Annotated in this window: 24 protein-coding genes; 17 read left to right on the top strand and 7 right to left on the bottom strand. The window is 66.9% G+C overall.

Features of this window, described 5'->3' with window-relative positions; translation table 11 throughout:
• Positions 1–74: 74 nt before the first annotated feature.
• The 8 genes from ACIBK2_RS19995 to ACIBK2_RS19960 all read left to right on the top strand — a co-directional run bounded on the left by ACIBK2_RS19995 (position 75) and on the right by ACIBK2_RS19960 (position 6,792).
• The gene (locus ACIBK2_RS19995) at positions 75–518 is read left to right on the top strand and encodes a protease inhibitor I42 family protein (protein WP_396969005.1); all 444 of its coding nucleotides are present in this window, start codon (positions 75–77) and stop codon (positions 516–518) included.
• Positions 518–1,324 (top strand): peptidyl-tRNA hydrolase, encoded by an 807-nt coding sequence (locus ACIBK2_RS19990; RefSeq protein WP_396969004.1) that lies wholly within the window; start codon positions 518–520, stop codon positions 1,322–1,324. The genes ACIBK2_RS19995 and ACIBK2_RS19990 overlap by 1 nt, the downstream gene beginning before the upstream one ends.
• Positions 1,325–1,486: 162 nt before the next feature.
• On the top strand, positions 1,487–1,654 hold the full coding sequence (locus tag ACIBK2_RS19985) for a hypothetical protein (RefSeq protein WP_396969003.1): 168 nt from the start codon (positions 1,487–1,489) through the stop codon (positions 1,652–1,654).
• Between the two features lie 61 nt (positions 1,655–1,715).
• On the top strand, positions 1,716–2,549 hold the full coding sequence (locus ACIBK2_RS19980; protein WP_396969002.1) for an ABC transporter ATP-binding protein: 834 nt from the start codon (positions 1,716–1,718) through the stop codon (positions 2,547–2,549).
• A gap of 218 nt (positions 2,550–2,767) precedes the next feature.
• Positions 2,768–3,538: an NUDIX hydrolase gene (locus ACIBK2_RS19975; protein WP_396969232.1), complete on the top strand. Its 771-nt coding sequence runs from the start codon at positions 2,768–2,770 to the stop codon at positions 3,536–3,538.
• A 30-nt stretch (positions 3,539–3,568) separates the two neighbouring features.
• Positions 3,569–4,345, top strand: coding sequence for an enoyl-CoA hydratase-related protein (locus ACIBK2_RS19970; RefSeq protein ID WP_396969001.1), 777 nt, complete (start codon positions 3,569–3,571; stop codon positions 4,343–4,345).
• A 168-nt stretch (positions 4,346–4,513) separates the two neighbouring features.
• Positions 4,514–5,491, top strand: coding sequence for a class I SAM-dependent methyltransferase (locus tag ACIBK2_RS19965; protein ID WP_379287961.1), 978 nt, complete (start codon positions 4,514–4,516; stop codon positions 5,489–5,491).
• A complete protein-coding gene (locus ACIBK2_RS19960; RefSeq protein WP_396969000.1) occupies positions 5,491–6,792 on the top strand; it encodes a class I SAM-dependent methyltransferase in 1,302 nt (433 codons plus the stop codon). Before ACIBK2_RS19965 ends, ACIBK2_RS19960 begins: the two co-directional genes overlap by 1 nt.
• A 72-nt stretch (positions 6,793–6,864) precedes the next feature.
• Here the strand turns inward: ACIBK2_RS19960 and ACIBK2_RS19955 are convergent, their stop codons facing one another.
• Together ACIBK2_RS19955 and ACIBK2_RS19950 are read right to left on the bottom strand one after the other, a co-directional pair.
• On the bottom strand, positions 6,865–7,410 hold the full coding sequence (locus tag ACIBK2_RS19955) for a DUF1697 domain-containing protein (protein ID WP_396968999.1): 546 nt from the start codon (positions 7,408–7,410) through the stop codon (positions 6,865–6,867).
• A gap of 77 nt (positions 7,411–7,487) precedes the next feature.
• Positions 7,488–8,234 carry an acyltransferase gene (locus ACIBK2_RS19950; protein WP_396968998.1) on the bottom strand — a complete coding sequence of 249 codons (747 nt, stop codon included), beginning with the start codon at positions 8,232–8,234 and terminating at the stop codon, positions 7,488–7,490.
• Positions 8,235–8,517: 283 nt separating this feature from the next.
• Between ACIBK2_RS19950 and ACIBK2_RS19945 the strand changes: the two genes are divergently transcribed.
• On the top strand, positions 8,518–9,858 hold the full coding sequence (locus tag ACIBK2_RS19945; RefSeq protein ID WP_396968997.1) for a PQQ-binding-like beta-propeller repeat protein: 1,341 nt from the start codon (positions 8,518–8,520) through the stop codon (positions 9,856–9,858).
• Between the two features lie 266 nt (positions 9,859–10,124).
• Here ACIBK2_RS19945 and ACIBK2_RS19940 read toward each other — a convergent pair whose 3' ends face one another.
• The 4 genes from ACIBK2_RS19940 to ACIBK2_RS19925 form a co-directional block, all read right to left on the bottom strand.
• Complete coding sequence (locus ACIBK2_RS19940) at positions 10,125–10,973, bottom strand: hypothetical protein (RefSeq protein ID WP_396968996.1); 849 nt, start codon at positions 10,971–10,973, stop codon at positions 10,125–10,127.
• A gap of 874 nt (positions 10,974–11,847) precedes the next feature.
• Entirely contained in the window at positions 11,848–13,101 is a 1,254-nt protein-coding gene (locus tag ACIBK2_RS19935) for a glycosyltransferase family 4 protein (protein ID WP_396968995.1), read from the bottom strand.
• Entirely contained in the window at positions 13,098–14,678 is a 1,581-nt protein-coding gene (locus ACIBK2_RS19930) for a 1,4-alpha-glucan branching protein domain-containing protein (protein WP_396968994.1), read from the bottom strand. Before ACIBK2_RS19930 ends, ACIBK2_RS19935 begins: the two co-directional genes overlap by 4 nt.
• A complete protein-coding gene (locus ACIBK2_RS19925) occupies positions 14,675–15,448 on the bottom strand; it encodes a class I SAM-dependent methyltransferase (RefSeq protein WP_396969231.1) in 774 nt (257 codons plus the stop codon). Before ACIBK2_RS19925 ends, ACIBK2_RS19930 begins: the two co-directional genes overlap by 4 nt.
• Positions 15,449–15,844: 396 nt before the next feature.
• Between ACIBK2_RS19925 and ACIBK2_RS19920 the strand changes: the two genes are divergently transcribed.
• The 8 genes from ACIBK2_RS19920 (at position 15,845) to ACIBK2_RS19885 (ending at position 22,053) form a co-directional block, all read left to right on the top strand.
• On the top strand, positions 15,845–16,630 hold the full coding sequence (locus ACIBK2_RS19920) for an electron transfer flavoprotein subunit beta/FixA family protein (RefSeq protein ID WP_150405401.1): 786 nt from the start codon (positions 15,845–15,847) through the stop codon (positions 16,628–16,630).
• Positions 16,631–16,660: 30 nt separating this feature from the next.
• Positions 16,661–17,617: an electron transfer flavoprotein subunit alpha/FixB family protein gene (locus tag ACIBK2_RS19915; RefSeq protein WP_396968993.1), complete on the top strand. Its 957-nt coding sequence runs from the start codon at positions 16,661–16,663 to the stop codon at positions 17,615–17,617.
• A gap of 150 nt (positions 17,618–17,767) precedes the next feature.
• Positions 17,768–17,923 carry a hypothetical protein gene (locus tag ACIBK2_RS19910; protein ID WP_396969237.1) on the top strand — a complete coding sequence of 52 codons (156 nt, stop codon included), beginning with the start codon at positions 17,768–17,770 and terminating at the stop codon, positions 17,921–17,923.
• Positions 17,902–18,333, top strand: coding sequence for a DUF4365 domain-containing protein (locus ACIBK2_RS19905; protein WP_396969230.1), 432 nt, complete (start codon positions 17,902–17,904; stop codon positions 18,331–18,333). The genes ACIBK2_RS19910 and ACIBK2_RS19905 overlap by 22 nt, the downstream gene beginning before the upstream one ends.
• Entirely contained in the window at positions 18,330–19,484 is a 1,155-nt protein-coding gene (locus tag ACIBK2_RS19900; protein WP_396968992.1) for a hypothetical protein, read from the top strand. Before ACIBK2_RS19905 ends, ACIBK2_RS19900 begins: the two co-directional genes overlap by 4 nt.
• A 129-nt stretch (positions 19,485–19,613) precedes the next feature.
• On the top strand, positions 19,614–20,216 hold the full coding sequence (locus ACIBK2_RS19895; RefSeq protein ID WP_396968991.1) for a PadR family transcriptional regulator: 603 nt from the start codon (positions 19,614–19,616) through the stop codon (positions 20,214–20,216).
• Positions 20,217–20,290: 74 nt separating this feature from the next.
• Positions 20,291–21,298, top strand: a complete 1,008-nt coding sequence (locus tag ACIBK2_RS19890) for an ATP-binding cassette domain-containing protein (RefSeq protein ID WP_396968990.1) — start codon at positions 20,291–20,293, stop codon at positions 21,296–21,298.
• Positions 21,295–22,053 carry an ABC transporter permease gene (locus ACIBK2_RS19885; RefSeq protein WP_396968989.1) on the top strand — a complete coding sequence of 253 codons (759 nt, stop codon included), beginning with the start codon at positions 21,295–21,297 and terminating at the stop codon, positions 22,051–22,053. Before ACIBK2_RS19890 ends, ACIBK2_RS19885 begins: the two co-directional genes overlap by 4 nt.
• Before the next feature lie 72 nt (positions 22,054–22,125).
• Here the strand turns inward: ACIBK2_RS19885 and ACIBK2_RS19880 are convergent, their stop codons facing one another.
• On the bottom strand, positions 22,126–22,983 hold the full coding sequence (locus tag ACIBK2_RS19880) for a LysR substrate-binding domain-containing protein (protein WP_396968988.1): 858 nt from the start codon (positions 22,981–22,983) through the stop codon (positions 22,126–22,128).
• Between the last annotated feature and the right edge of the window lie 32 nt (positions 22,984–23,015).

The raw sequence follows: 23,015 nt of genomic DNA, 5'->3' as shown, positions 1-23,015 counted from the left end.
CAATGGGCGGATTCGTCGGACACCGTCGGTAAGCTGGCGCCAACCAGGATCGTTAGGCGAAATCGGAGGGTGCGTTGCGGAAATCTCTGCTTGTGCTGCTGCTCGGATTGGCTGTTGTCGGGTGCGGCAAGAACGATTCGTCCTCGGACCCGACCTCCTCGGCGGTGCCGACCTCGGCCCAGGGGCCTGCCCCGGTGACGGCCGGAGCAGGTGACAACGGGCAGGAACGCCGGGTCGCCGTCGGCCAGTCGCTGGTGGTGACGCTGCCCGCGAATCCGTCCACCGGATATATGTGGCAGATCACCGAGCTGGACGCGAATCTGCTTCAGGCGCAAGGCGATCCGGGATTCAAGCCGGACCCGAATGTGCCCGTCGCGCCCGGCTCCGGCGGCGGTACGGTGTGGACCTTTGTCGGTAAGGCCGCGGGGACCACCAAGCTCTCGATGGATTATCTGCGGCCGTGGGAGCAGGGTGTCGAACCCGCGCAAACGTATTCATTGACGATCAAGGTGGAGTGATGTCGAGCATCCCGGAATGTGGTGCCGGAGTCCGGGACGCGCTGGAAAACCCGGTGTCGCCGGTGGAATTCGATGAAGCGGGGTTCCGCGTCCGGCACGCGGAACTCGCGCAGGGCTACGGCGGCGCTGGCGATCCCGACGATCCGGCCATGGTGCAGGCCATGCAGATCGTGCTGCACCTGCCCAAGCTGGATCCGCCGCCGCGCAGCGCGTTGCTCGCCGCGGCGGCGACCGCCTCGGTGGCGCTGTGCCTGGACGAACGGGTCGGTCCCTGCGGTGAGTGGGCGGATCGCTACCTGGCCTGGAAGCGTTCACGCATCCGCAAGGTGGCGCGGCGCGCTCGTGGTGCCCAGTGGCTCGCGGCGAATGAGGTCGACGGTGTCACGGTCGATGTCGACGGCGCGCAGGCCCGAGCGTTCGTGCCGGGGCCGGTCGGTGCGGTCGACCCGCGGATCAAACGTTTGCAGATCGGTGGCACCGACCTCGAACACGACGACCCAGGGCCTGCCGATCCCGAACTGCCGGTGCTGTGGATCGACGCGGAACTGGGCATGACACTCGGCAAGGCCGCCGCACAGGTCGGGCACGCCAGCATGTTGCTGGCGGGCGCGCTGACCGCGGAACAGGCATTGCGCTGGGCCGAGCAGGAATTCCGTTGCTCCGTAAGGGAAGCCGATGCGCGACAATGGAAGGCGTTGGCCGATGAGGTCGCGCGTGGCACGGCGGTTGCTGTGCGCGACGCCGGGTTCACCGAAGTGGCGCCCGGCTCGATGACGGTGATCGCGGTGCCTGCTCGATTGTCGTGACCGCCGGAAACGCCCGCGCCGAATGCGCGTTGCGTGGGTCTGATCTGGGTATGTCTTTTCGCAACTTCACCGAGGACGTTGTGCCCTACCCGCGCCGAGCTGTCCAGGCGGAGGCTCGTTGTATCGGCATCGCAACCTTGCCGACTTAAGGAAGGACCAGCTATGACGACGCTGCTGGTGATTCTCGCACTGTGGGTGCTCCTGTCGGTTCCCTTGGCTCTCATCGTGGCCCGGCTCCTACACAAGTCGGACGATGAGGACCCTCACCATCCGACCCAACCCGACGACCAGCGCCTTCGCGATCTCTTCGCGCTCGGCCGCCGCCGCTGACCCGAGCGACACGCTTTTCAGACCCGCCCGCGTTGGCGAGTAGCCGGGCGGGTGGGCCAAGATGGACCGCGTGCCGCAACCGGATCCCGATCTGCTCATCGATTTCACCGACGTCACCGTTCGCCGCTCGGGCCACACGCTCGTCGGCCCGGTGACCTGGCAGGTCGAGCTCGACGAACGCTGGGTCGTGCTCGGCCCCAACGGCGCGGGCAAGACCTCGCTGCTCCGCATGGCCGCCGCCGAGATGCACCCGACTTCGGGCATCGCCCATCTGCTCGGCGAGGTGCTCGGCAAGGTCGACGTCAGCGAGCTGCGGCCGCGGATCGGCCTGTCCTCCGCCGCGGTGGCCGGGCGCGTGCCGAAGGACGAGAAGGTCAGCGATCTGGTGGTGTCGGCGGGGTACGCGGTGCTCGGCCGCTGGCGTGAACGTTACGACGATGTCGACACCGACCGTGCCGTCGACATGCTGGAAAGTCTAGGCGCGGAACATCTTTCGGACCGCACCTACGGCACGCTGTCGGAGGGTGAGCGCAAACGGGTGATGATCGCCCGCGCGCTGATGACCGACCCGGAGCTGTTGCTGCTCGACGAACCGGCGGCCGGGCTCGACCTCGGCGGTCGCGAGGAACTGGTGGAGCGGCTCGGCGATCTTGCCGCAGACCCGGATTCGCCCGCCATCGTCCTGGTCACCCATCACGTCGAGGAAATTCCGCCCGGCTTCACGCACGGACTGTTACTCAACGAAGGCGAAGTCGTCTCCCAGGGTCTACTCACCGACGTCCTGACCTCCGAAAACCTGAGCGACGCCTTCCATCAATCCATCGCGCTGGACCGCGTCGACGGCCGCTACTTTGCCCGCCGCTCCCGCCGAGCCGGCAAACACCGCACCCGCTGACCACCACCTCGACCGCAGGCGCCCTTCACCCCGTCCGCCCCACTAAAGGTCACCTTCGGTCGCTGCCCGGGTCCCGACTGAAGGGGGCCTTTGGCTGGTGTGGGCGGGTGAAGGGCGCCTTCGGTCGGGCGAGCGCGCGTTAGGGTGCAGGGGTGAGTGAGACAGAAGTGCGGGATGACTCTCAGCCGGGTCCGTCGTCCAAAGACGCGTCGACGGTGATGCTGGTGCGCGATGGCGCTGCCGGACCCGAAATATTTCTGCAGCGCAGGGTCGGCGCGATGGCCTTCGCGGCCGGGATGACGGTGTTCCCCGGCGGCGGCGTAGATCCCGCCGACGGCACCGCCGACATCGAGTGGACCGGGCCCGAACCCGCTTGGTGGGCAGAACGTTTCGCTACCACCGAGCCGCGCGCCAAGGCGCTCGTCTGCGCCGCCGTACGCGAGACGTTCGAGGAATGCGGTGTGCTGCTTGCCGGTCCGACCGCGGACAGCGTTGTCTCCGACACCACGGGCTACCGCGAGGCCCGCGGCAAACTGGAACGACGCGAGCTCTCGCTGGCCGGTTTCCTCGCCGCGGAGAAAATGGTGCTGCGCGCGGATCTGCTTCGGCCGTGGGCGAATTGGATCACCCCGGTGGTCGAGCCGCGCCGCTACGACACCAGGTTCTTCGTCGCGGTCCTGCCTGCGGGGCAGCTGGCCGACGGCGCCACCTCCGAGGCGGCCGAGGTGCAGTGGCGGACACCGGCCGAGGCACTGGACCGCTGGCGGGCGGGCACCGACATCCTGTTGCCGCCCACCTGGTCGCAGTTGGACGCGCTCGGTGAATTCGGTTCCACCGCCGAGATTTTCGCCGCCGAGCCGACGATCGAGCCGATCATGCCGATATTGTCCGAGGCCGCCGGCGGGCGGGTGCTGACGTTCCCGGACAGTCCGCGCTACTTCGCCGGTCTCCCGGATGCGAGCAGGCTCAAGGGATCCGTCCGCAAGTGAGCCACCGGACGGCCGGTAGCGTGGCGTCCCATGGCCGAATTCGTGACCCTGGATCTGCTCGAGGGTGATACCGCGCGCCGCGTCGCCGTCCTCCGGATCGCCCGCCCGCCGATGAACCTGGTGAACGCGCAGCTGGCGCGGGAGCTGGCCGAAGCGGCCGACACGGTCGCCGCGGACCCGTCCGTCGCCGCGGTCATGCTCTACGGCGACGAGCGCGTCTTCTCGGCGGGCGATGATCTGACCGAGCTGGCCGGACTGAGCGAAGACCAGGCGCGCGCGCTGGCCGCCGATCTGCAGCGCGACCTCGCCTGCCTGGCCCGGCTGCCGCAGCCGACCGTCGCGGCGATCAGCGGCTACTGCCTCGGCGCCGGCCTCGAGCTCGCGCTCGGCGCGGATCGGCGCATCATCGGCGACAACGTCAAACTCGGCCTGCCGCAGATCAAGGCCGGGCTCATCCCGCTCGCCGGGATCCGCAGGCTGTCTCTGCTGATCGGACCGGGCCCCGCCAAGGACCTCGTCTACAGCGGCCGCTTCGTCGAAGCCGAGGAGGCCCGCACCCTGGGCTTGGTCGACGAGGTCGTGCCACCCGACGACGTGTACACCGCCGCGCTCAACTGGGCCCGGCAGTTCACCGACGGTCCGGCCCGCGCCCTCGCCGCCGCGAAGGCGGTGTTCGAGGCGGGCCCACATGGCCTCGACCGCGCACAGACCGAATGGTCTGATTTGTTCGCCACCGAAGACCGCCGAATCGGCACCGAGTCCTACCTCGCCGACGGCCCGGGATCGGCCGCATTCGTCGGTCGGTGAAGTGCCCCGAACACGATCTTCGACGTCCGATTTGTGACGGTCTGAGCAGCGGTTTGTCGAAGATCACCTGATCGGAACAGGTTCCTATCTGGCCAACGGTCCAGCTGTGACCGGAAACCATGGGCCGACAGCAGGCCGGATCTGCGTGTTTGGGTAGGCTTGGCCTCCATGACGGTACGTCCCGACGACCCCGCGCCTCACCCGCATGCAACTGAGGCAGAGGTCGAAGCAGCGCGCAAGGATACGAAGCTCGCCCAGGTGCTCTATCACGACTGGGAAGCGGAGACCTACGACGACAAATGGTCGATTTCCTATGACGAACGCTGCATCGAATATGCCCGCGGCCGGTTCGACGCGGCCGTCGGCCCGGCGCCGCTGCCGTACGACCGGGCCCTCGAACTCGGCTGTGGCACCGGCTTCTTCCTGCTGAACCTGATGCAGGGCGGCGTGGCCAAGTCCGGCTCCGTCACCGACCTGTCGCCGGGCATGGTGAAGGTCGCGCTGCGCAACGCCGAGAACCTCGGCCTCGACGTGGACGGCCGGGTCGCCGACGCCGAGACCATCCCGTACGAGGACGACACGTTCGATCTGGTGTGTGGCCACGCGGTGCTGCACCACATCCCGGATGTCGAACTGGCGCTGAAGGAATGCCTGCGCGTGCTCAAGCCGGGCGGGCGCTTCGTCTTCGCGGGCGAGCCGACCACCGCGGGCAATTTCTACGCGCGCTGGCTCGGCCGGGCCACCTGGAAGGCCACCACCACCGTCACCAAGCTGCCGCAGCTGGCCGGATGGCGGCGTCCGCAGACCGAGCTCGACGAGTCCTCCCGGGCCGCGGCGCTCGAGGCGGTCGTCGACCTGCACACGTTCGACCCACGCGACCTGGAGCGGATGGCGAGCTCGGCCGGTGCCGTCGACGTCAAGGCGACCACCGAGGAGTTCGCGGCCGCGCTGTGGGGCTGGCCGGTGCGCACCTTCGAGGCGGCCGTGCCGGACGAGAAGCTCACCATGGGCTACCGGCTGGCCATGTACAAGGCGTGGCTGCGGCTGAGCTGGCTGGACGAGAACGTCATGCGCCGCGTGGTGCCGCGTCAGTTCTTCTACAACGCGATGATCACCGGCGTGAAGCCGGATTCGTCCGCCAAGTAGTGGGCTACGGCTTCAGTCGAGACGATGTCGCCTTCCTCGGCAGCACGGCGGGCACTGCCGCGCTGACCGAGGTGGACCGGCTGGAGCTGTCCCAGGCCTCGCACCTGCGTGATCTGGAACGGGTGCGGCGCGATCACGGCGGCTGGGCGGCCGCGCTCGTCGAAACGGTGCGGCTGCGGCGCAAGGCGGGTGCCAAGCTCGTCGACGCGGGGGACTGGTTGTTCACCGACGACGCCTTACAGCAGGCGACTCCGACGTTGGTCGCCCGGCAGCGGGCCGCCCGGTTGGCCGGGCGGGCCGTACACGACGTGACCTGCTCGATCGGCGCGGAGCTGGCCGAGCTGGCGCGAGTGTGCACTGTCGTGGTGGGCAGCGACTTGGATGACGTGCGGTTGTCGATGGCCGAGCACAACCTCGCCGGAGCGCAGGTGTACCTCGACGGCGGGGCGAGTCGGCGGGTGAGTGCGCACAGCTTGTCATCGCCGGATGCGCCCGAGCTTGCCGGAGTGCTTCGCCCCGCCGCCGTGCAGCGTCCGCGAAATGTGCTGCTGGCCAAGGCGGATGCGCTCGTGCCGGTGAGTAGAGACACCGTGATCATTGCCGATCCCGCGCGACGAGCCGACGGGCGGCGCACCCATGATCCGGCGAAACTGCAGCCACCCCTCCCGGACCTGCTCGCTGCCTATCCTGGCCGCGATATCGCCGTAAAGTGCGCCCCCGGACTGGATTTCGATCGACTCGACTGGTCCGGCGAAATCGAAGTCGTCTCCCTCGACGGCGCCGTCCGCGAGGCGTGCCTGTGGTCAGCGGGCCTGACCGAACCCGGGATCACCCGCCGCGCGACCGTATCGTCCTCGGCCGGAACATCTTTCACCCTCACCGACGCGGACCCCGACGAAATCCCCGAACAAGACCCCGGCGACTGGATCATCGATCCCGACGGCGCCGTCGTCCGCGCCGGCCTGGTCCGCCACTACGCCGCGAAACACGCCCTCTGGCAACTGGACCCACGCATCGCCTACCTCACCGGCAACACCGTCCCGCCCGGCACCCGAGGCTTCCACATCATCGACCGCCTCGACTACCGCGAAAAAACCCTCCGCACCGAACTCCGCCGCCACGACTGCGGCCCCCTGGAAATCCTGGTCCGCGGCGTAGACGTAGACCCCGACAAACTCCGCCGCACCCTCAAACCCCAGGGCACCCAGCCCTACACCCTGGTGATCACCCGAATAGGCCGCACACCCACCGTCTTCCTGTGCACCGCCGTTGCCCCAGTGCCCTCGCCGCGCACTGATTAGCTTCCCGCGCACGAAATAGCTGGCAATTTCATGCGCGCCGCAACGAATCGTGCGCGGCAGTCGTCGGAATCTCTATTGGTTCATTTTGTTGACGACGCGCTGGACCGTGAGCCAGGTGCGGGTGGTGATGTTCTTGCCGTGGGTTTTTTCGAGCCAGGCCATGAAGTCCGGGGTCTTGCCGGGTTCGCTGTTGTCGATCACCGCTAGGTAGGCGCTGCACGGCTTGTCGTAGCCGACGACTCGGGCCAGCGGATCGGGCTGGTCGGGCAGCTTGCGGGCCACCTTTTTGCGCTCCTTGAGGAACGTGGCGATGAGATAGGTGCCGCGGCCGTGGGTGAGGCCGGGGAACGGATCGGAGTCCAGCAGTGCTTGCAGCTCTTCGTAACTGCGGATGATCGTGCCACCGGCGATGCCGAGTTCGGCGTTGAGCGCCTGCTGAATTCGATCCTCGAGATCGCTGACATCGGTGTCGGCGCTCTGGAACACGATATTGCCGCTCGCCAGTACCGAGGCGACCTTCTCGAACCCGAGCTTCTCGAACACGCCGCGCAACTTCTCGTTGCTCATGTTCGGGTTGCTGGGTGCGATCCCACGCAACAGTGCGGCATAGCGATTCATATCGGGGAACCTACCGAAGTCCCCCGACAGATGCCGTGATCTGGCATCGCTGAATCAGGACCGAGCCGCGCATCGGGTCAGGCGGTTTTGGCACCGTTCTTTTTACGCTCGATGTCCTCAAGCGCCGCAAGGTATTTCGCGCGCTCCTCGGCGCTCGCCTCCCAGGCGGCCTTGCGGTTCTTGACGACCTTGGCGGGTGCGCCGACGGCGATGCTGTAATCCGGGATCTCGCCCTTGACGACGGCGTGCGCGCCGAGCACACAGCCGCGGCCGACGCGGGTCTCGCGCAGCACCGTGACCTTGGCGGCGATCCAGGTGTCGGGTCCGATCCGGACGGGACTCTTCACGATGCCCTGATCCTTGATCGGCAGGGTGATGTCGTCCATCTTGTGGTCGAAGTCGCAGATGTAGCACCAGTCGGCGACCAGGGTGGATTCGCCGATCTCGATGTCGAGGTAGGTGTTGACGACGTTGTCCTTGCCGAACACCACCTTGTCGCCGATGCGCAGCGAACCCTCGTGGCAGCGAATGGCGTTGCCGTCGCCGATATGCACCCAGCGGCCGATCTCCATCCGGCCCAGCTCGGGAGTCGCGTGCACCTCCACCCGCTTGCCGAGGAAGACCATGCCGCGCAACACGATGTGCGGGTTGGCCAGCCGGAACTTGAGCAACCGGTAGTAGCGCACCAGATACCAGGGCGTGTAGGCCCGGTTCGCGAGCATCCAGCGCAGCGACGCCGCGGTCAGAAAGCGCGCCTGCTGCGGATCCCGGCGGCGCGATCCCCGCCAGCGCGAGCGCAACGGTGCGCCCCACATGCTCGTCACGAACGGCTCTCCTGTCGTGGTCCAACGGCTCGTCGCCACCTCGACGGCGACGGGTAGAGCATAACGGGCGCGCTCGGACCCGATCCGGGCACGGACCGCGCACGCGCGCGGACCGCAATGGCAGGACTCGTACACTCGCGCGAGCCCCTACCGTACAGTGACTGCTGCGCCGCGGGCGGCGCCCCCGAATCCACACGCGTACACCCGAACCGGGTCGCTCCAGAGCGGTGGGTCGGCACGCTTTAGTCTCGTGCGAGCGGAAACGACGACAGGAGTGCAGCAGGTGCGAAGTGGCGTACTGGCTAGTTCCATGTGGCGACCGTCCCGGCTGCGGGTAGTTGCGTCGCTGGCCGCGGTCGGTGCGCTGGCGTTGGCCGGATGCGGCACCGATGTCGACGACATCGCGGTCGGCCCCGGTAAGGGCTGGCCTGCGGCGTATCACGACGGGCGCAACGGTGGCAGCAGCCCGGTGGTCGGCGCCAAGAAGATCGCGTTGAGCTGGTCGCGCCCGATCGGCGGGCCGATCGCCGAACCGGTCACCATCGGCCCGGACGGGCAGATGTTCCTGACCACGAACACGCCGAGCTGCACCCTCTACTCCTTCCAGATGCTGACCGGGCGCAAGCGTTTCTGCAGTGGGCTCGGCCCGACCGCGATCGCGACACCGTCGGTGGTGGACGGCATGACGAATGTCTATGTCGGCGACGACAAAGACAACGTCGGCGCGGTGATCTCCTTCAACTACCTCGGACAGCCGAGGTGGCGCACCACGGTGGCGGGCGCGCCGGTCTCGGCGCAGTTCACCGGCGACGGAAACCTGTTGACGGTCACCCAATCCGGTCAGGTCGACGTGCTCTCCCGGCAGACCGGCCAGCGCGTCGTCTCCACCGTGCAGTTGCTCGGCCAGCCGGACTTCCTGGACAACCCGAACCTCACCTGGCCGGACGCCGGTCAGGGCCTGGACCAGTGCCGCGTCGGCGAACCGCAGTGCCCGGTCGCGAACATCTCGGCCCTCGACACCGCGACCGGACGCTTCTTCGTCACGGTATGGAAGCCTGGTCAGCCGACCGCCGCGCTCGTCGCACTCCGCTACGCGGACAACAAGATCCAGCAGGAGTGGAGCGCCGACCTGCTGTTCGGCGGCAGCGCGACCAGCCCGACCCTGTCGCCCGACGGCAAGACCGTCTACGTGGGCGACAACACCAACCGGCTGATCGCCGTCGACGCCGCCGACGGGCGCACCAAATGGGTGCAGCCGCTGGAATGGACGCCGCGCGGCGGCATTTCGGTGTCCAGCGACGGCCTGATCATCCCGTCCGGCGACGAGGGCTACCTGCTCGCGCTGCGCGACAAGGGTGACGCGCCGGAAATCGCCTGGGCGCGTAAGGACCTCGACCTGCGCGGCACCCCGGTGCAGACGGCGGGCGGCACCGGCTACACCGCCGCGGCGATCGGCGAGGGCCTGAACCTCATCACCTTCGACACCAAGACCGGCACGACCATCGACTCCGATGTCCTGCCGGGCGCGCACGGCAGCACCACCGGCACCTCCATCGGCGCGCAGGGCGAAGTCATCGTCGCCACCCGCATCGGCGAACTGTTCGTCTTCAAGCCTGAGCGCTGACCCCCGTAGCTCTCCTCGCCTCGCGCGCACGTCCTGTTGCGCCGCGCACGAATCAGTTGGCTTTATTGTGCGCAGCCCGCCAAAGAGTGCGCGGCAGCGTGGAACCTGTGTCGGGGCAGAAGGCGACGCTTTGCCGCGCCTCGTACCTGGACTGCTGGGGCGTGCGGAGGCTCGATTGCGTTGTGAGCTGCGGTTCGAGAGTTGGCCTGCCGCGCAGGAAATAGGACGGCGCGCAAGAAATTGCCGACGATTTCGTGCGTGCCGGGCTAATTGGTGCGCGGCATATGGATGGTTGAGCCGACAGGGCGTGGGCGGTGGGCGGTGCGGGCGATAGCGCGACGGAATCGGGTGTCGAGAATGGTGGGGGTGTCCAGGTCTGGCCAGGTCCAGCGGACGACCTCCCAGCCGAGATCGCGAAGGTGATCCTCGCGCAGTTTTTCGCGGTAGAGGGTTCTTGCGGGGCTTTCCTCTGGGTTCAGTTCCCCGCCGTACTTCACCTTGCCGTCGAATTCGCCGATGATGCCCAGGTCTTCGAAGCAGAAGTCGACACGCGCGACGAACCTACCTGCGTCGTCGAGGATTGTCGTTTGAAGTTCGGGTACGGGTAGGTCGAGGTCGCTGAGGACGACCCGACTCCGCGACTCGCCGATACTTTCACTGCGTCCGTCTAGCAGCCCGATAGCGCGCAGCGCGGCACGGTAGCCGGGACGGCCCGCAGCGTAAGTCAGTGCTTGGCAAAAGGATTCGTGACCTAGTCCGAACTGCCGCCCGGCCGCATCGCCGATCGCCACTGCTTCCTGCAATCCGACCGTCCGTGCGATGTCGGCAATTGTGCGCGCCGGCGAAAGGACGAGTAGTGATCCGACTTGGGTGACGTCCTCATCCCGGACCGGAGCGCAGTGCACATGCAGGTGCTTGCCGCGATGCCCACCGCTACTGCGATGCCGGGTCACGTGCACTCGATCGAGCGGCAACCCCCACAGAGGCAAACCGTGAACCGCGGCCGAGGACTGGTGACTGATCGCCGCCGGTACCGACAGATGTCCCGCGGTCGCCCGGACCAGCACCTTGTAGCGCGCTTCCCGATCCATCGCCTCGTATGCCTCAGGTAGCACATACGATCCCGGCCGTAGCCGGAGCCAACTGCATTGAGCAGTCAATCGCCGCAACTCGGCATCGCTGAATCCTTTCGCCAACGCCTCGCGTCGCTGTACCGGTAAGGCCTCCATCCGCCCATAGTGCGCTCCCGCCCACGGCCCCAACCTCCGAAAAGTACCCCCTGTGCACAACCACCCGCCTGTGGATAACGTTGCCCCGCGCACATTTTGGCGTCGCGCGCGCAGATTAGCCAGCAATTCCGCGCGCACCAAGAGAAATCGTGCGCGGCGTCCGCTGGACGGGTCGCGGCGTCCGCTGCGGAACGATTCGTGAACGTTGGCTGCCGTGAACGCGCGATCGCGCGCCGCTGTTTGTTCGCCGCGCACAGATTGTTCTGTCGCGCACAGAATTGCCGACAATTTCGTACGCCGCGTACTGAAACGTGCGCGGCGTCTGTGCTGACAGTGGGGGTGGCCCGGATGAAGACCGGCTTAGCGCGGTGCGATTACCTGCTGCGCATGGATTGTTCTGCTGCGCACGGTTTGGCTAGCGATCTCGTGCGCGGCGGGATGAAACGTACGCGGTGTTGGTGAGGGGCTGCGGACGCTGAGACTCGCTCAGCGTGGCGCTGTTTACCACGCTGCGCATGGATTGTTCTGCTGCGCACGGTTTGGCCAGCGATCTCGTGCGCGGCGGGATGGGACGTGCGCGACTGGATGGGACGTGCGCGGCTGGACGGGACGCGCGCGACGTCAGCGCTGACTCTGGAGCGGCCCGGCTTGGCGCGGGGCTTTTCGTTCGCTGCGTGTGAATTGTGCTGCTGCGTACGTAATTGTCAGCGAAACTGTGCGCGGGGGACTGATTCGTGCGCGGCTCGGCTCAGGCGGTGAACTACTTCGGGTCGCGCTCGGGGAGGGGGCGCTCGATGATGGTCGGGCGGCCGAGGGGGTTGCGGACGCGGCGTTTTGCGGAGTGGTAGACCTGGGCGGTTTCGGCGGCCACTACGTCCCAGGCGAAATCGGCGGTGAGGCGTTCGCGGGCGGCGTAGGCGCGGTCCTGCGCGGCGACGGGGTCGTCGAGGGTGGCGCGGGCGGCGTCGACGAGGCCGTCGACGTCGGCGGGGGCGAACGAGGCGCCGGTGACGCCGTCGATGACGGCCTCGCCGAGTCCACCTGCGGTGGAGGTGATCAGCGGGGTGCCCGCGGCGGCCGCCTCCAGTGCGACGATCCCGAAGGGTTCGTAGCGGCTGGGCAGCACGATGGCGTCGGCGCCGTGTAGCCAGCTGAGCAGTTCGGAGTGGTCGAGTTGGCCGGCGAAGTGCACCGCGCGAGCCACCCGGTGCACGCGGGCGCGCTCGCGCAACCACTCGAACTGGGTGCCGATGCCGGCGACGGTGAGCGTGGTGCCGGGGTGCGCGCGGCGGATGCGCGGCAGCGCGGCGATCGCGTCCTGCACGCCCTTCTCGTACTCGAGTCTGCCGACATACAACAGCCGCGGCGGGCCGGTGCGCGGCGAGCGGGGCCGAAATGTCCAGGCGCCCACGTCGATTCCGTTGCGGATCACCGTCATCGGCACCCGCTCTGGGCCGTAGAGCCGCTCCACTTCGTCTTGCATCGAGGCCGAGCAGGTGATCAGCGCGTCGGATTCGTTGGCGAGCCACCACTCGACGGAATGCACCTGCCGGTTGACCTTGCCCGCGACCCAGCCGCTGTGCCGTCCGGCCTCGGTGGCATGAATGGTCGACACCAGCGGCACGTCGTAGTACTCGGCCAGCGCGATACCGGGGTGCGCGACCAGCCAATCGTGCGCGTGCACCACGTCGGGCGCCCAGCCGTCACCGATGCCCGGCTTGCCGAGCGCGATACCGGCGCGCACCATCGCGTGCCCCATGGCCAGCGTCCAGGCCAGCATGTCCTCGCCGAAGTCGAAGCACGGCGGGTCCTCCGCGACCGCGACCACCAGCACACCCTCGGCGATGAAGGAGTGGGTGGGATGGGTCGAGGAGTCGGTGCCGGAGGGGCGGCGTGCCAGCACGACCACCTCGTGGCCCGCAACGGCCAGCTCGGTCGCCAGGTGATGCACATGCCTGCCCAACCCGCCGACCACGACCGGCGGGTATTCCCACGACACCATCAAGATCTTCATGCATGTCCTTCTGCGCTGGACGCGGCGTGCTCGGCAGCCGCGGCGAAGCTTCCTCCGGACCCGGCGCTCCCGAGTCGTCGCGCGTCCACACCGGGGAAGAGTCCGTCAGCCGCCCCCCATCCTGCCGCCAACTGCTGTGCTTTCGCGAGTTGACCCGCTCCGACGGCGGCCGCGATCTCCCGCACGGCGTGCGCGTGCCGGTGCGCGCGGTCGCGCGCGTAGCCCGCGGCGGAGTCCTTGCTGACCATGAACGCCCAGTCGCTGGACACGGTGAGGATGGCTTCCCGCAGCAACTGGTCGGCGACGTTGTCGCGCAGCGCGGTCGCACCGTCGACGGCGCGCATCTTGTCGATCGTGTCGAGGGTGAGCCGCACGATGTCGTCGTTGAGTTCGACCAGGTCCTGTACCTGATCCCCGGCCCAGACCCGCCAGTCCTTGCCCGAGCCCCAGGACGAATCGGCCAATGGCACCGGCTCCCCGACGAATCCGCGTTCCCGCGCGTCGGCCAGCGTGCCGAGGGTGACGCCCGCTTCGGGCAGCGCCCGCAACACCTGGGCCAACCACTGCGGTCCCTCGTGCCACCAGTGACCGAACAATTCCGTGTCGAACGCGGCGACCACCAGGGCGGGCCTGCCGATCCGCTCGGATTCGCTGATCAGTCGCTCGCGCACCGTTTGCACGAAGTCGTCGACGTCGCGACCGATCGCCGCGGCCGCGAGTTCCGGGTCGTAGGGCGCCTTGTCCGGACCGGCCACCGTCTTGCCGGTGACCCGGGACGGTTTGAGACCCGTCGCATGGTCGTAGTGATGAAAGTCACGGTAGGCACTCTGGCCCGGGTAGCCCGATTTCGGCGACCAGACCCGATAGCTCACCTGCAGATCACGCCCGAACGCGACCACATCGGACTCGCGAACCGGCCGTCCGAGGGTGGTGTCGCCGCGCAGCGCGGGCCCGTCGACCATGAAATGGGTCACGCCCGCGGCGGCGTAGCCGACCTCCATGCCCGGCGTGTAGCCACATTCCGGGGCCCAGATGCCGGTGGGTGTGTGACCCCAGCGATGTTGCGCGTCGCTCAGCCCCTCGGCGAGCTGGAACTGGCGCAGCCGCGGCTCGAGCAGCGGCTGGAACGGATGGGCGAGCGGCCCGCCGAGCAATTCGATCGTTTCGGCGTCGATGAGCTCGCGCCAGACCGGCGCGGCGCCGTGCCGCCAGCGTTCCTCGAAATCCGCCAAAGCCGCTGTGGCCAAACGATGTTCGTGCCCGCCGAGGGCGACGTTGCCTGCCATCGCCGCCTCGTCGGCGCGCAGCTGCCAGTTGCCGAGCCAGTGGTGCATGCCGGACAGGCAGTGCGGGTCGTCGAGCTGGGCCGCGAGCACCGGCGTGATGCCGAGACTCAGCAGATGTGAATGCCCTTCGGCAGCAAGGGTTCTCAACACCTCGGCGACCGGAAGGTAAGAGGCCGCCCAGGATTGGTAGAGCCATTCCTCGCCGACCGGCCAGCGGCCGTGGTGCGCCAGCCAGGGCAGATGGGAGTGCAAGACCAGGGTGAACTGGCCGGGAACAGCCTCGTTGCTCAAGGCTTCACCGCGATGGCGACCAGATCGAGGCTCGCATCGATGTCCTCGGCGATCAGAGTGAAGTCGTCGATGGTGACGGCCGCGACGTCGGCGGTGAGCTCGGCGGGCCACGGCTCGCCGGCCAGCGCCCGCTCGATCTGCGCGTCGATGAACGATCCACCGTGCTTGGCGTCCAACGCTTTCAGGCTCGCGCCGTGGTGCACGCCGGTCATCTGCGCCACCTCGAAGCCCGCGTCGACCAGCAGTTCGGCGAGCTCGGCGGCGCTCAGTTCGCGGGTGTGGAATGGGTTGAGCGGGGTATCGCGACCGGGCGAGAAGGTGATCCGGTTAGGCGTGCTGATCAGCAGCTCGCCACCGGGGCGAAGCACCCGCAGGCACTCCCGGAGGAACTGGCCCTGATCCCAAAGATGTTCGATCACTTGGAAGTTCACCACGACGTCGACCGATGCGTCATCGAGCGGCAGTGCCGCGAGGTTGCCCTGGATCATGTCTACCCGCGGGTACTTTGCGCGCACGTGCTCGACCGCGCCGGTGTCGTAGTCGACGCCGGTGATCTTGGTGGCCACCGAGGCGATCATGTCCGCGCCGTAGCCCTCGCCGGATCCGGCCTCCAGCACGGTTTTTCCGGCGCAACGCTCGAGCAGGCGGGCGTAGGCGATCTCGTGTCTGCGGAACCAGTAGTTCTCCTCGGCGATGCCGGGGACGGTCCGTTCGCCGGTCAACGGCAGCGGTTCGACGGCGCCGATGGTCGCTTCCGGGGCGCCGGTCATGCCCGTCGGTTCGTCCACTGCGGCAGGGATCACAGCCTCGCTCATGACTCCACCTCGCTGGCGCTCGGCTCCGTCACGAGCGAGTGCTCGGCTGTGTCTATTGCTCGCTCGCTTCGCTCGCTCATGCGTTCCGACGTTACTGGCACTGAGTGTTTGCGGGATACCCGCACCCGGTCACCGGGATGCCGCTACCAGTCCAGATGGACCGTTCGGCAGGGGTGCTCCAGCCCGGCACGATATCGCTGGGTCTGGCGTTATGAGAGAGAAGCGGCTAAGTTACCCACGGGTAACTTAACGTAGGGTAGTGTCACGCCCTGAGCTACTCACACGGACGTACGGCGCCGCCTGTGCGACCACTCCATACGTGTAACCAGAACAGGAGGTCGACGAAGACCGATGCCGAACATCGTCGTACTCATCAAGCAGGTTCCCGACACCTGGTCCGAGCGCAAGCTGACCGATGGTGACTACACCCTCGATCGCGAAGCCGCCGACGCCGTCCTCGACGAGATCAACGAGCGCGCCGTCGAAGAAGCGCTGCTGATCAAGGAGGCCCAGGGCGGCGAGGTCACCGTGCTGGCCGCCGGTCCGGACCGGGCCACCGAGGCCATCCGCAAGGCGCTGTCCATGGGCGCCGACAAGGCCATCCACATCAACGACCCGGCGATCCACGGCTCCGACGCCGTGCAGACCGCCTGGGTGCTGGCGAGCGCGCTCGGCCAGGTCGAAGGTGTCGAGCTGGTCATCGCGGGCAACGAGGCGACCGACGGTCGCGCCGGTGCGGTCCCCGCGATCATCGCCGAGTACCTCGGCCTGCCGCAGCTCACTCACCTGCGCAAGCTCACCATCGACGGCGACAAGGTCACCGGCGAGCGCGAGACCGATGATGGCGTCTTCAAGCTGGAGGCCACCCTCCCGGCCATCGTCAGCGTGACCGAGAAGATCAACGAGCCGCGCTTCCCGTCCTTCAAGGGCATCATGGCCGCGAAGAAGAAGGAAGTGCAGACCTTCACGCTGGCCGATCTGGGCGTCGACCCGTCGACCGTCGGTGTCGCGAACGCGGGCACCACCGTCACCGGAGCCACCCCGAAGCCGCCGCGCACCGCGGGCGAGAAGATCGCGGACGAGGGCGACGGCGGCACCAAGATCGCCCAGTACCTCGTCGGTCAGAAGATCATCTGATCCCGCCGATCTGCTTAGGAGAGAACACAAATGGCTGAAGTACTTGTGCTCATCGAGCACGCGGACGGTGCGATCAAGAAGGTCAGCACCGAGCTCCTGACCGCCGCCCGCAACCTGGGCGAGCCGGCTGCCGTCGTGCTCGGCACCGCGGGCACCGGCGAGAAGCTGGCCGACGCGCTGGCCGCGGCCGGTGCGGAGAAGATCTACATCGCCGAGTCCGACGACGTGGAGAACTACCTGCTCACCCCGAAGATCGACGTGCTCGCCGCGCTGACCGAGCAGGTCTCCCCGGCCGCCGTTATCGTCGCCGCCTCGGCCGAAGGCAAGGAGGTGTCGGGCCGCCTCGCCGCCCGCATCGGCTCCGGCCTGCTGATCGACGTGATCGACGTGAAGGCCGACGGCACCGCCGTGCACTCCATCTTCGGTGGCGCGTTCACCGTCGACGCCAAGGCCACCGGCGACGTGCCGGTGATCTCGGTGCGCCCTGGCGCCATCGAGGCGTCCGCGCAGGCCGGCGCCGGCGAGAAGGTCACCGTCGAGGTGCCCGCGCAGGAAGACGGCGTCGTCAAGGTGACCGCCCGCGAGCCGATCGTCGGTGGCGACCGTCCCGAGCTCACCGAGGCGAACATCGTCGTCTCCGGTGGTCGCGGTGTCGGTTCCGCCGAGAAGTTCTCGGTCGTCGAGGAACTGGCCGACTCGCTCGGTGCCGCCGTCGGCGCCTCGCGTGCCGCGGTCGACTCGGGCTACTACCCGGGCCAGTTCCAGGTCGGCCAGACCGGTAAGACGGTCTCGCCGCAGCTCTACATCGCCCTCGGCATCTCCGGCGCCATCCAGCACCGGGCAGGCATGCAGACCTCGAAGACCATCGTCGCGGTCAACAAGGACGAAGAGGCCCCGATCTTCGAGATCGCGGACTACGGCATCGTCGGCGACCTGTTCAACGTCGCCCCGCAGCTGACCGAAGCGGTCAAGTCCCACAAGGGCTGATCGCTCGCTTCGCGCGATAATTGGTGGCCTCGGCTGGAAGTTCAGTCGGGGCCACCTTTTTCGTTGCCGGGTGACGGGCGGACCAAGGCAGCTATTGTCTCCGTGGGGCGCCACGGGGTGCATATTCTGGGGAATCAGGGGAGGGGTTGCATGGTGGACGTCGACGGCAGCGGGAGTATGCCCCTGGGCTCGGTGTCATCAGCCCTGGACGGCGGTCTGCCGATGACCGCTCGACAGGAACAGTTCAGCCTCGCCTTCATGCATATGGTTGCCGCTGCCGCGGGCTGTTCCATCAGAGTCATCTGACCGACTATGACGGAGTCGACATCACGATTGCGTCAGCTGAGTATGTGCGGTACTACTGCCCTGAGTTCGAGATGCAGCTCAAGTGCACGACACAGCAGCGGCTGCTCGGAGCCGAACACCTGGCATGGTCGCTGGAGCGCGATCGGTTTCTCAAGCTGGTAAACCCGAAACGGTTCGCCCCGGCACTGCTCGGCGTCCTGCTCGTCCCTGAGGATCCTGACCAACTACTGGACCTCTCTGAAGCAGGGTTGAGCAGTTCGAGCCGAATGTACTGGCAGCATGCGAGAGAACTCGGCGCGATCGAGGATGGTAAGGCCAGCAAGACGGTCCATCTGCCCAGGAGCAACCTGTTTGATGTGAGCAGCCTTAAAGGCATCATGCAGGCTATCGGCGAAGGAGGTCAGTGGTGAAAGAGGTCCCGCTCGACGGTCTCCAGGAGATCGCGTCCACTTTGTCGCCGCCCGCCGTGTCCCAGTACCTCGCGAGCCACGATTGGCAGCTCGAGGCCCGGGACCAAGACGTCAGAGAGATCTGGCGGCTGCCGGGCGCGGACGGTCCGCTTGGCCGGGTAATGCTGCCGTTGGCTACTGACTACGCGGACTTCTCCGTGCGTTTTCGTGACACGCTGCAAGCTCTCGCCACCATTTATGATTGGAATCCCGGGCAGCTGGCCGAGCGTATCGTCGCGGCACGTGCCGATCTTTTCTTCGTGCGACTCGACCAGGAAATGACGGATGGGACAATCCCCTTTCGACAAGCCGAGAAGACTCTGGAAGCACTGTTTACGATGATGCGGGCCGCCGCTACAACCGCTGATGATCCAACTCATTCGCACCGCGGCAGGAGGTCGGCCATTGTCACCGAATTTCTCGAAGACGACATCCGGCTGGGGCACACGAAACGGGGCAGTTTCGTATTCACTGTCGTAACTCGACTCGGTGAAGTTCTGCCGTCACACGAGGATGGTTCGCCCGCTGTGCCTTTTCCGCGCAAGGTGATGACAACGCTGGCCACGGGTTTGCAGTCGACACGACAGCTTGCCCTCGATTGGGACGAAGGTGCACTGGACCGGGCCGGACAGCTGGGCTTGAGCGCAAGTTTGGTGGAGTCGGTGCAGGAGCTCACCCAGCCGGAAATGCTACGCGCATTGGAGCTGTCGTTCGATTGGGCGGCCGCTGAGCCGCGCCCCGACGTCGGTACTTCGCGAATCATCGTCGATCGCAATGCAATGGCAGGTCTGCCCCGCGTACGGGAACGGTTGGTTCGGCGCGAGGAGCCGCCGCGTTATATGACGCTACTCGGCACAGTTCGTACGCTTAATCGAGACGATTCGGGTGACGAGGACCAGGAAGCCAGCAGTATCGTGCTGTCTACACATGTAGACGGCCGTCCGCGAAAGGTCCATGTCCCGCTGGCGGGCGAGGAATATGCGTGGGCAATTCGTGCGCATCAGAGCAAGCAGCCAATTGTCGTTTCAGGCGATCTGATATTCGAGCGTGGTGTTTGGCGGCTGACCGGAACAATCACTGTAGATCCCAACTTTGTGGACCGCCGGGACTGATCGCTGCCGGTGATCAATAGTCGGTGTCGGTGGTCGCTCCGATATTTGGGTTCGAGTCTCCGGTCAGCTGGAACCGGTTGTGTGGGAACGTGTTCCAAGGAGGCGCTGCGGGTGCGATAGCCTGCGAGTATGGCTGTTCCTACCACCCGGATGCTGGTGCTCGCCATCGTCCGGCTGCTGCAACCGGTGCACGGGTATGACGTTCGGCGTGAGCTGCTGTCCTGGCATGCCGATGATTGGGCGAATGTGAAGCCGGGGTCGATCTATGGGGCGCTGAATACGTTGCAGCGTGACGGGCTGATCGCGATCGAGGGGGTTGCGCAGGACGGGGCGCGGCCGGAGCGGACCACGTATCGGCTCACCAGTGAGGGTGAGAAGGAGTTCGGCGAGATGCTGCGTGAGTCGCTGTTCTCCGCCGAACAGCCGAAGAATCCGTACTTCGCCGCGGTCGCGCTGTTTCCGGCGGCGCCGCGTGAGGAAGTCATCGCCGCGTTGAACAGCCGGATTCTCAAGTTCGAGGCCGAGCTGGTCTTCACCGAGCGGGAGGTGGACCGGATCTTGGCCGGTAGTGGTAATCCCGCCGAGGCCGAGCCGCACCACGTTGCCGACGCGATGCGCCTGTCCGCCGACCACCTCAGGGCGGATCTGAACTGGTCGCGAAAGACGTTGGAGCGCATCGAAACCGGTGAGCTCGATGTGTGGGGCGGCCCGAACGATCAGATGAATGCCTGAGAGCCGCCGCTGTCATGGTCAAGCCTGAATAGTAAAGCTTGACTATTTGGTCGATCGTTCCTACCGTAAGCGGTGTGGAAACGATCGACACTGTTCGTGGCCGCACACGCACCGCGGTCATCGAGGTGCGTGGGCTTGCCCGAACCTTCAACACCAGAACCGGTCCCGTCGAGGCGGTCAAGGGGGTCGATTTCGCCGTGCACGACGGCGAAATCCTCGGTCTCCTAGGCCCGAACGGCGCGGGCAAAACCACTACGCTGCGGATGATCAGCACGCTGCTCGGGCCGACCGCGGGCGAGGCGACCATCTCCGGCGCCGATCTGCGCACCGAGGCGCGGACCGTGCGTTCGCGCATCGGATATGTCGCGCAGGGCGGCATGAGCAACGACGTCGAACTCGTCATCGACGAATTGGTCCTGCAGGCAAGGCTTTTCGGTCTGACCAAGACGCAGGCGCTACGAAATGCCGAAGAGCTGATGGCGGCGCTGGACCTCGACGGACTGGGTGGGCGCAAATGCGCCCAGCTGTCCGGTGGCCAGCGGCGGCGGGTCGACATCGCGCTCGGCCTCATGCACGGCCCGAAACTCATCTACCTCGACGAGCCGACCAGCGGGCTGGATCCGCAGAGCCGGGCCAACCTGTGGGAACACATTCGCGGACTGCGGGATCGGGGCACCACGGTCGTGCTCACCACGCACTATCTGGAAGAGGCCGACGCGCTGTGTGATCGGCTGCTGGTGATGGACCACGGTGTCGTCGTCGCCGAGGGCTCGCCCGACGAACTCAAGCGACGGATCTCCGGCGATGTCGTCAGCCTCGAAATCGCCGACGAGCAAGCCGATCTCGCGCTGCGGGTGGCCGAAACGGTGCTCGACGTGCGGTCGGGAGTCCGCGCGGCGGACGCGGGCGCAACGGTGGTGCACCTGACGGTCGAGCGGGGCGATGCGGCGGTCGTTCCCTTGCTGCGCGCGCTGGACGAGCAGGGGATCACGCCGGGCGCGATCACCGTCAAACGGCCGAGCCTCGACGATGTCTTCCTCACTATCACCGGACGTTCACTGCGAGAAGGGAATCGGTCATGAGGTTCGCGCACGACACCGGACTGATCTTCTGGTCCCAACTGCGGTCCAACCTGCGCAACCCGATGTGGGTGATCATCGGGCTGTCCCAGCCGATCCTGTATCTGGTGCTGTTCGGTCCGTTGATCAAGGGAATCGCGCCCTCGCTCGGCGACGTCGATCCCTGGAAGATCCTCACTCCCGCACTGGTTATCCAGACCGGGCTGATGGGTTCGCTGTACGCCGGATTCGCCATCATTTCGGAGCTGCGTGCGGGAGTCATCGAACGGCAACGGGTTACGCCCGCGGATCGGGGTGCGCTACTGCTCGGCCGAGTGCTCAAGGACATGGCGGTGCTGATCGTGCAGGCCTTGGTCCTGGTCGGGGTGGCGGTGCTGGCGTTCGGATTGCGGCCGGACCCACTGGGTTTGGTGCTTTCGGTGCTGCTGATCGCGGTGATGTCCGCCGGTCTCGCGGCCGCGTCCTACGCGCTCGGGCTCTGGGCGCGAGAGGAAGGCACGCTCGCCTCCGTGCTCAACAGTGTGACGCTGCCGGTCACGTTGCTGTCCGGCATCCTGCTGCCGATGACCGTCGGTCCGAACTGGTTGCAGTACATCGCGAAGGTGAATCCGTTCTCGCACACCGTCGATGCCGCCCGGGCGCTGTTCCGCGGCGACTTCGGTAGCACCGATGTCTACCTCGGCACCGGCATCACCGTGGCGGTTGCCTTGGTACTCATGGTGATCGGTGCCCGCAGCTTCGCTCGGGAGAACGCCTGAGTGAAACCAGCTCGTGCACTGCAGGATTCATAGCGAACGACCCCGGGCCCACGCTCGGGGTCGTTCCGTCGATCAGTGGCGGTGCAGTCCGGCGAGCAGGGTGGTGAGGATGGGGGAGCGGCGGACGTCGCTGCGCAGGACCGCGGAGACCGGGATGCGGAGCTTCTCGTCGGCTAGTTTCAGGACGACCAGACCCTCGGTGGAGCTTTCGGCGTAGAGGACCGTCCAGGCGTCCGGCCGGTTGATCAGTTCGAGGGTCGCGGTGTGATCGGGCGGAATCGGTGGCCCGAACGTCGGCCCGGTGGGCAACTCGGCGAACGCGGACCGAATCACCGTGTGCAGCAACACTTGTTCCTGCTCCGGCGGCAGCAGCAACGGATACCTGCTCAGATCGGACAGCGTCACCGTCTCCCTGGTCGCCAACGGATGCGCGCTCGAGGTCGCGATCACCAGATCCTCGACCCACAGCTGCTCCACCTCCAGCCCCGGTTGATCGACGCTGCCGCGGATGAGCGCGAGATCGCAGTCGCCGTCGGCCACCGCGGTGATCCGCTGCCGGAACGGTTTGATCACGAACTCGATCTCCGCCTCGGGGTGCGTCGCGCGGGCACCCGCGATCGCCGACAGCGACCTGGTCGCGAAGGACATGTTGGCGGCGAGCCGGATCCGCGGGCCGACGGTCCGCACCGCCGCCCGGATCGCCGACTCCAGGCTCAGCATCTGTTTCGCGAGGGGAAGTAGCCGTGCGGTGGCGTCGGTGGCCACCACTGATCTTGTCGAACGCTCGAACAATTGCACGCCTAGGTCGCGCTCGAGCCGGGAGATCTGGTGGCTGATCGCGGACTGTGAGATAAAGCACCTCGCGGCCGCACCGCTGAAGCTGAGCTCCTCGCAGACGGCCACGAAGTAGGTGAGCTGCCGAAGTTCCACAGCGCCTCCGATTAATGACGGATCGAGATAAG

It is taken from the genome of Nocardia sp. NPDC050175, assembly GCF_044459885.1.
Classification (GTDB): Bacteria; Actinomycetota; Actinomycetes; order Mycobacteriales; family Mycobacteriaceae; genus Nocardia.
The sequence above is the reverse complement of the archived record's forward strand: the minus strand, read 5'-3'. Positions and strand labels throughout refer to the sequence as shown.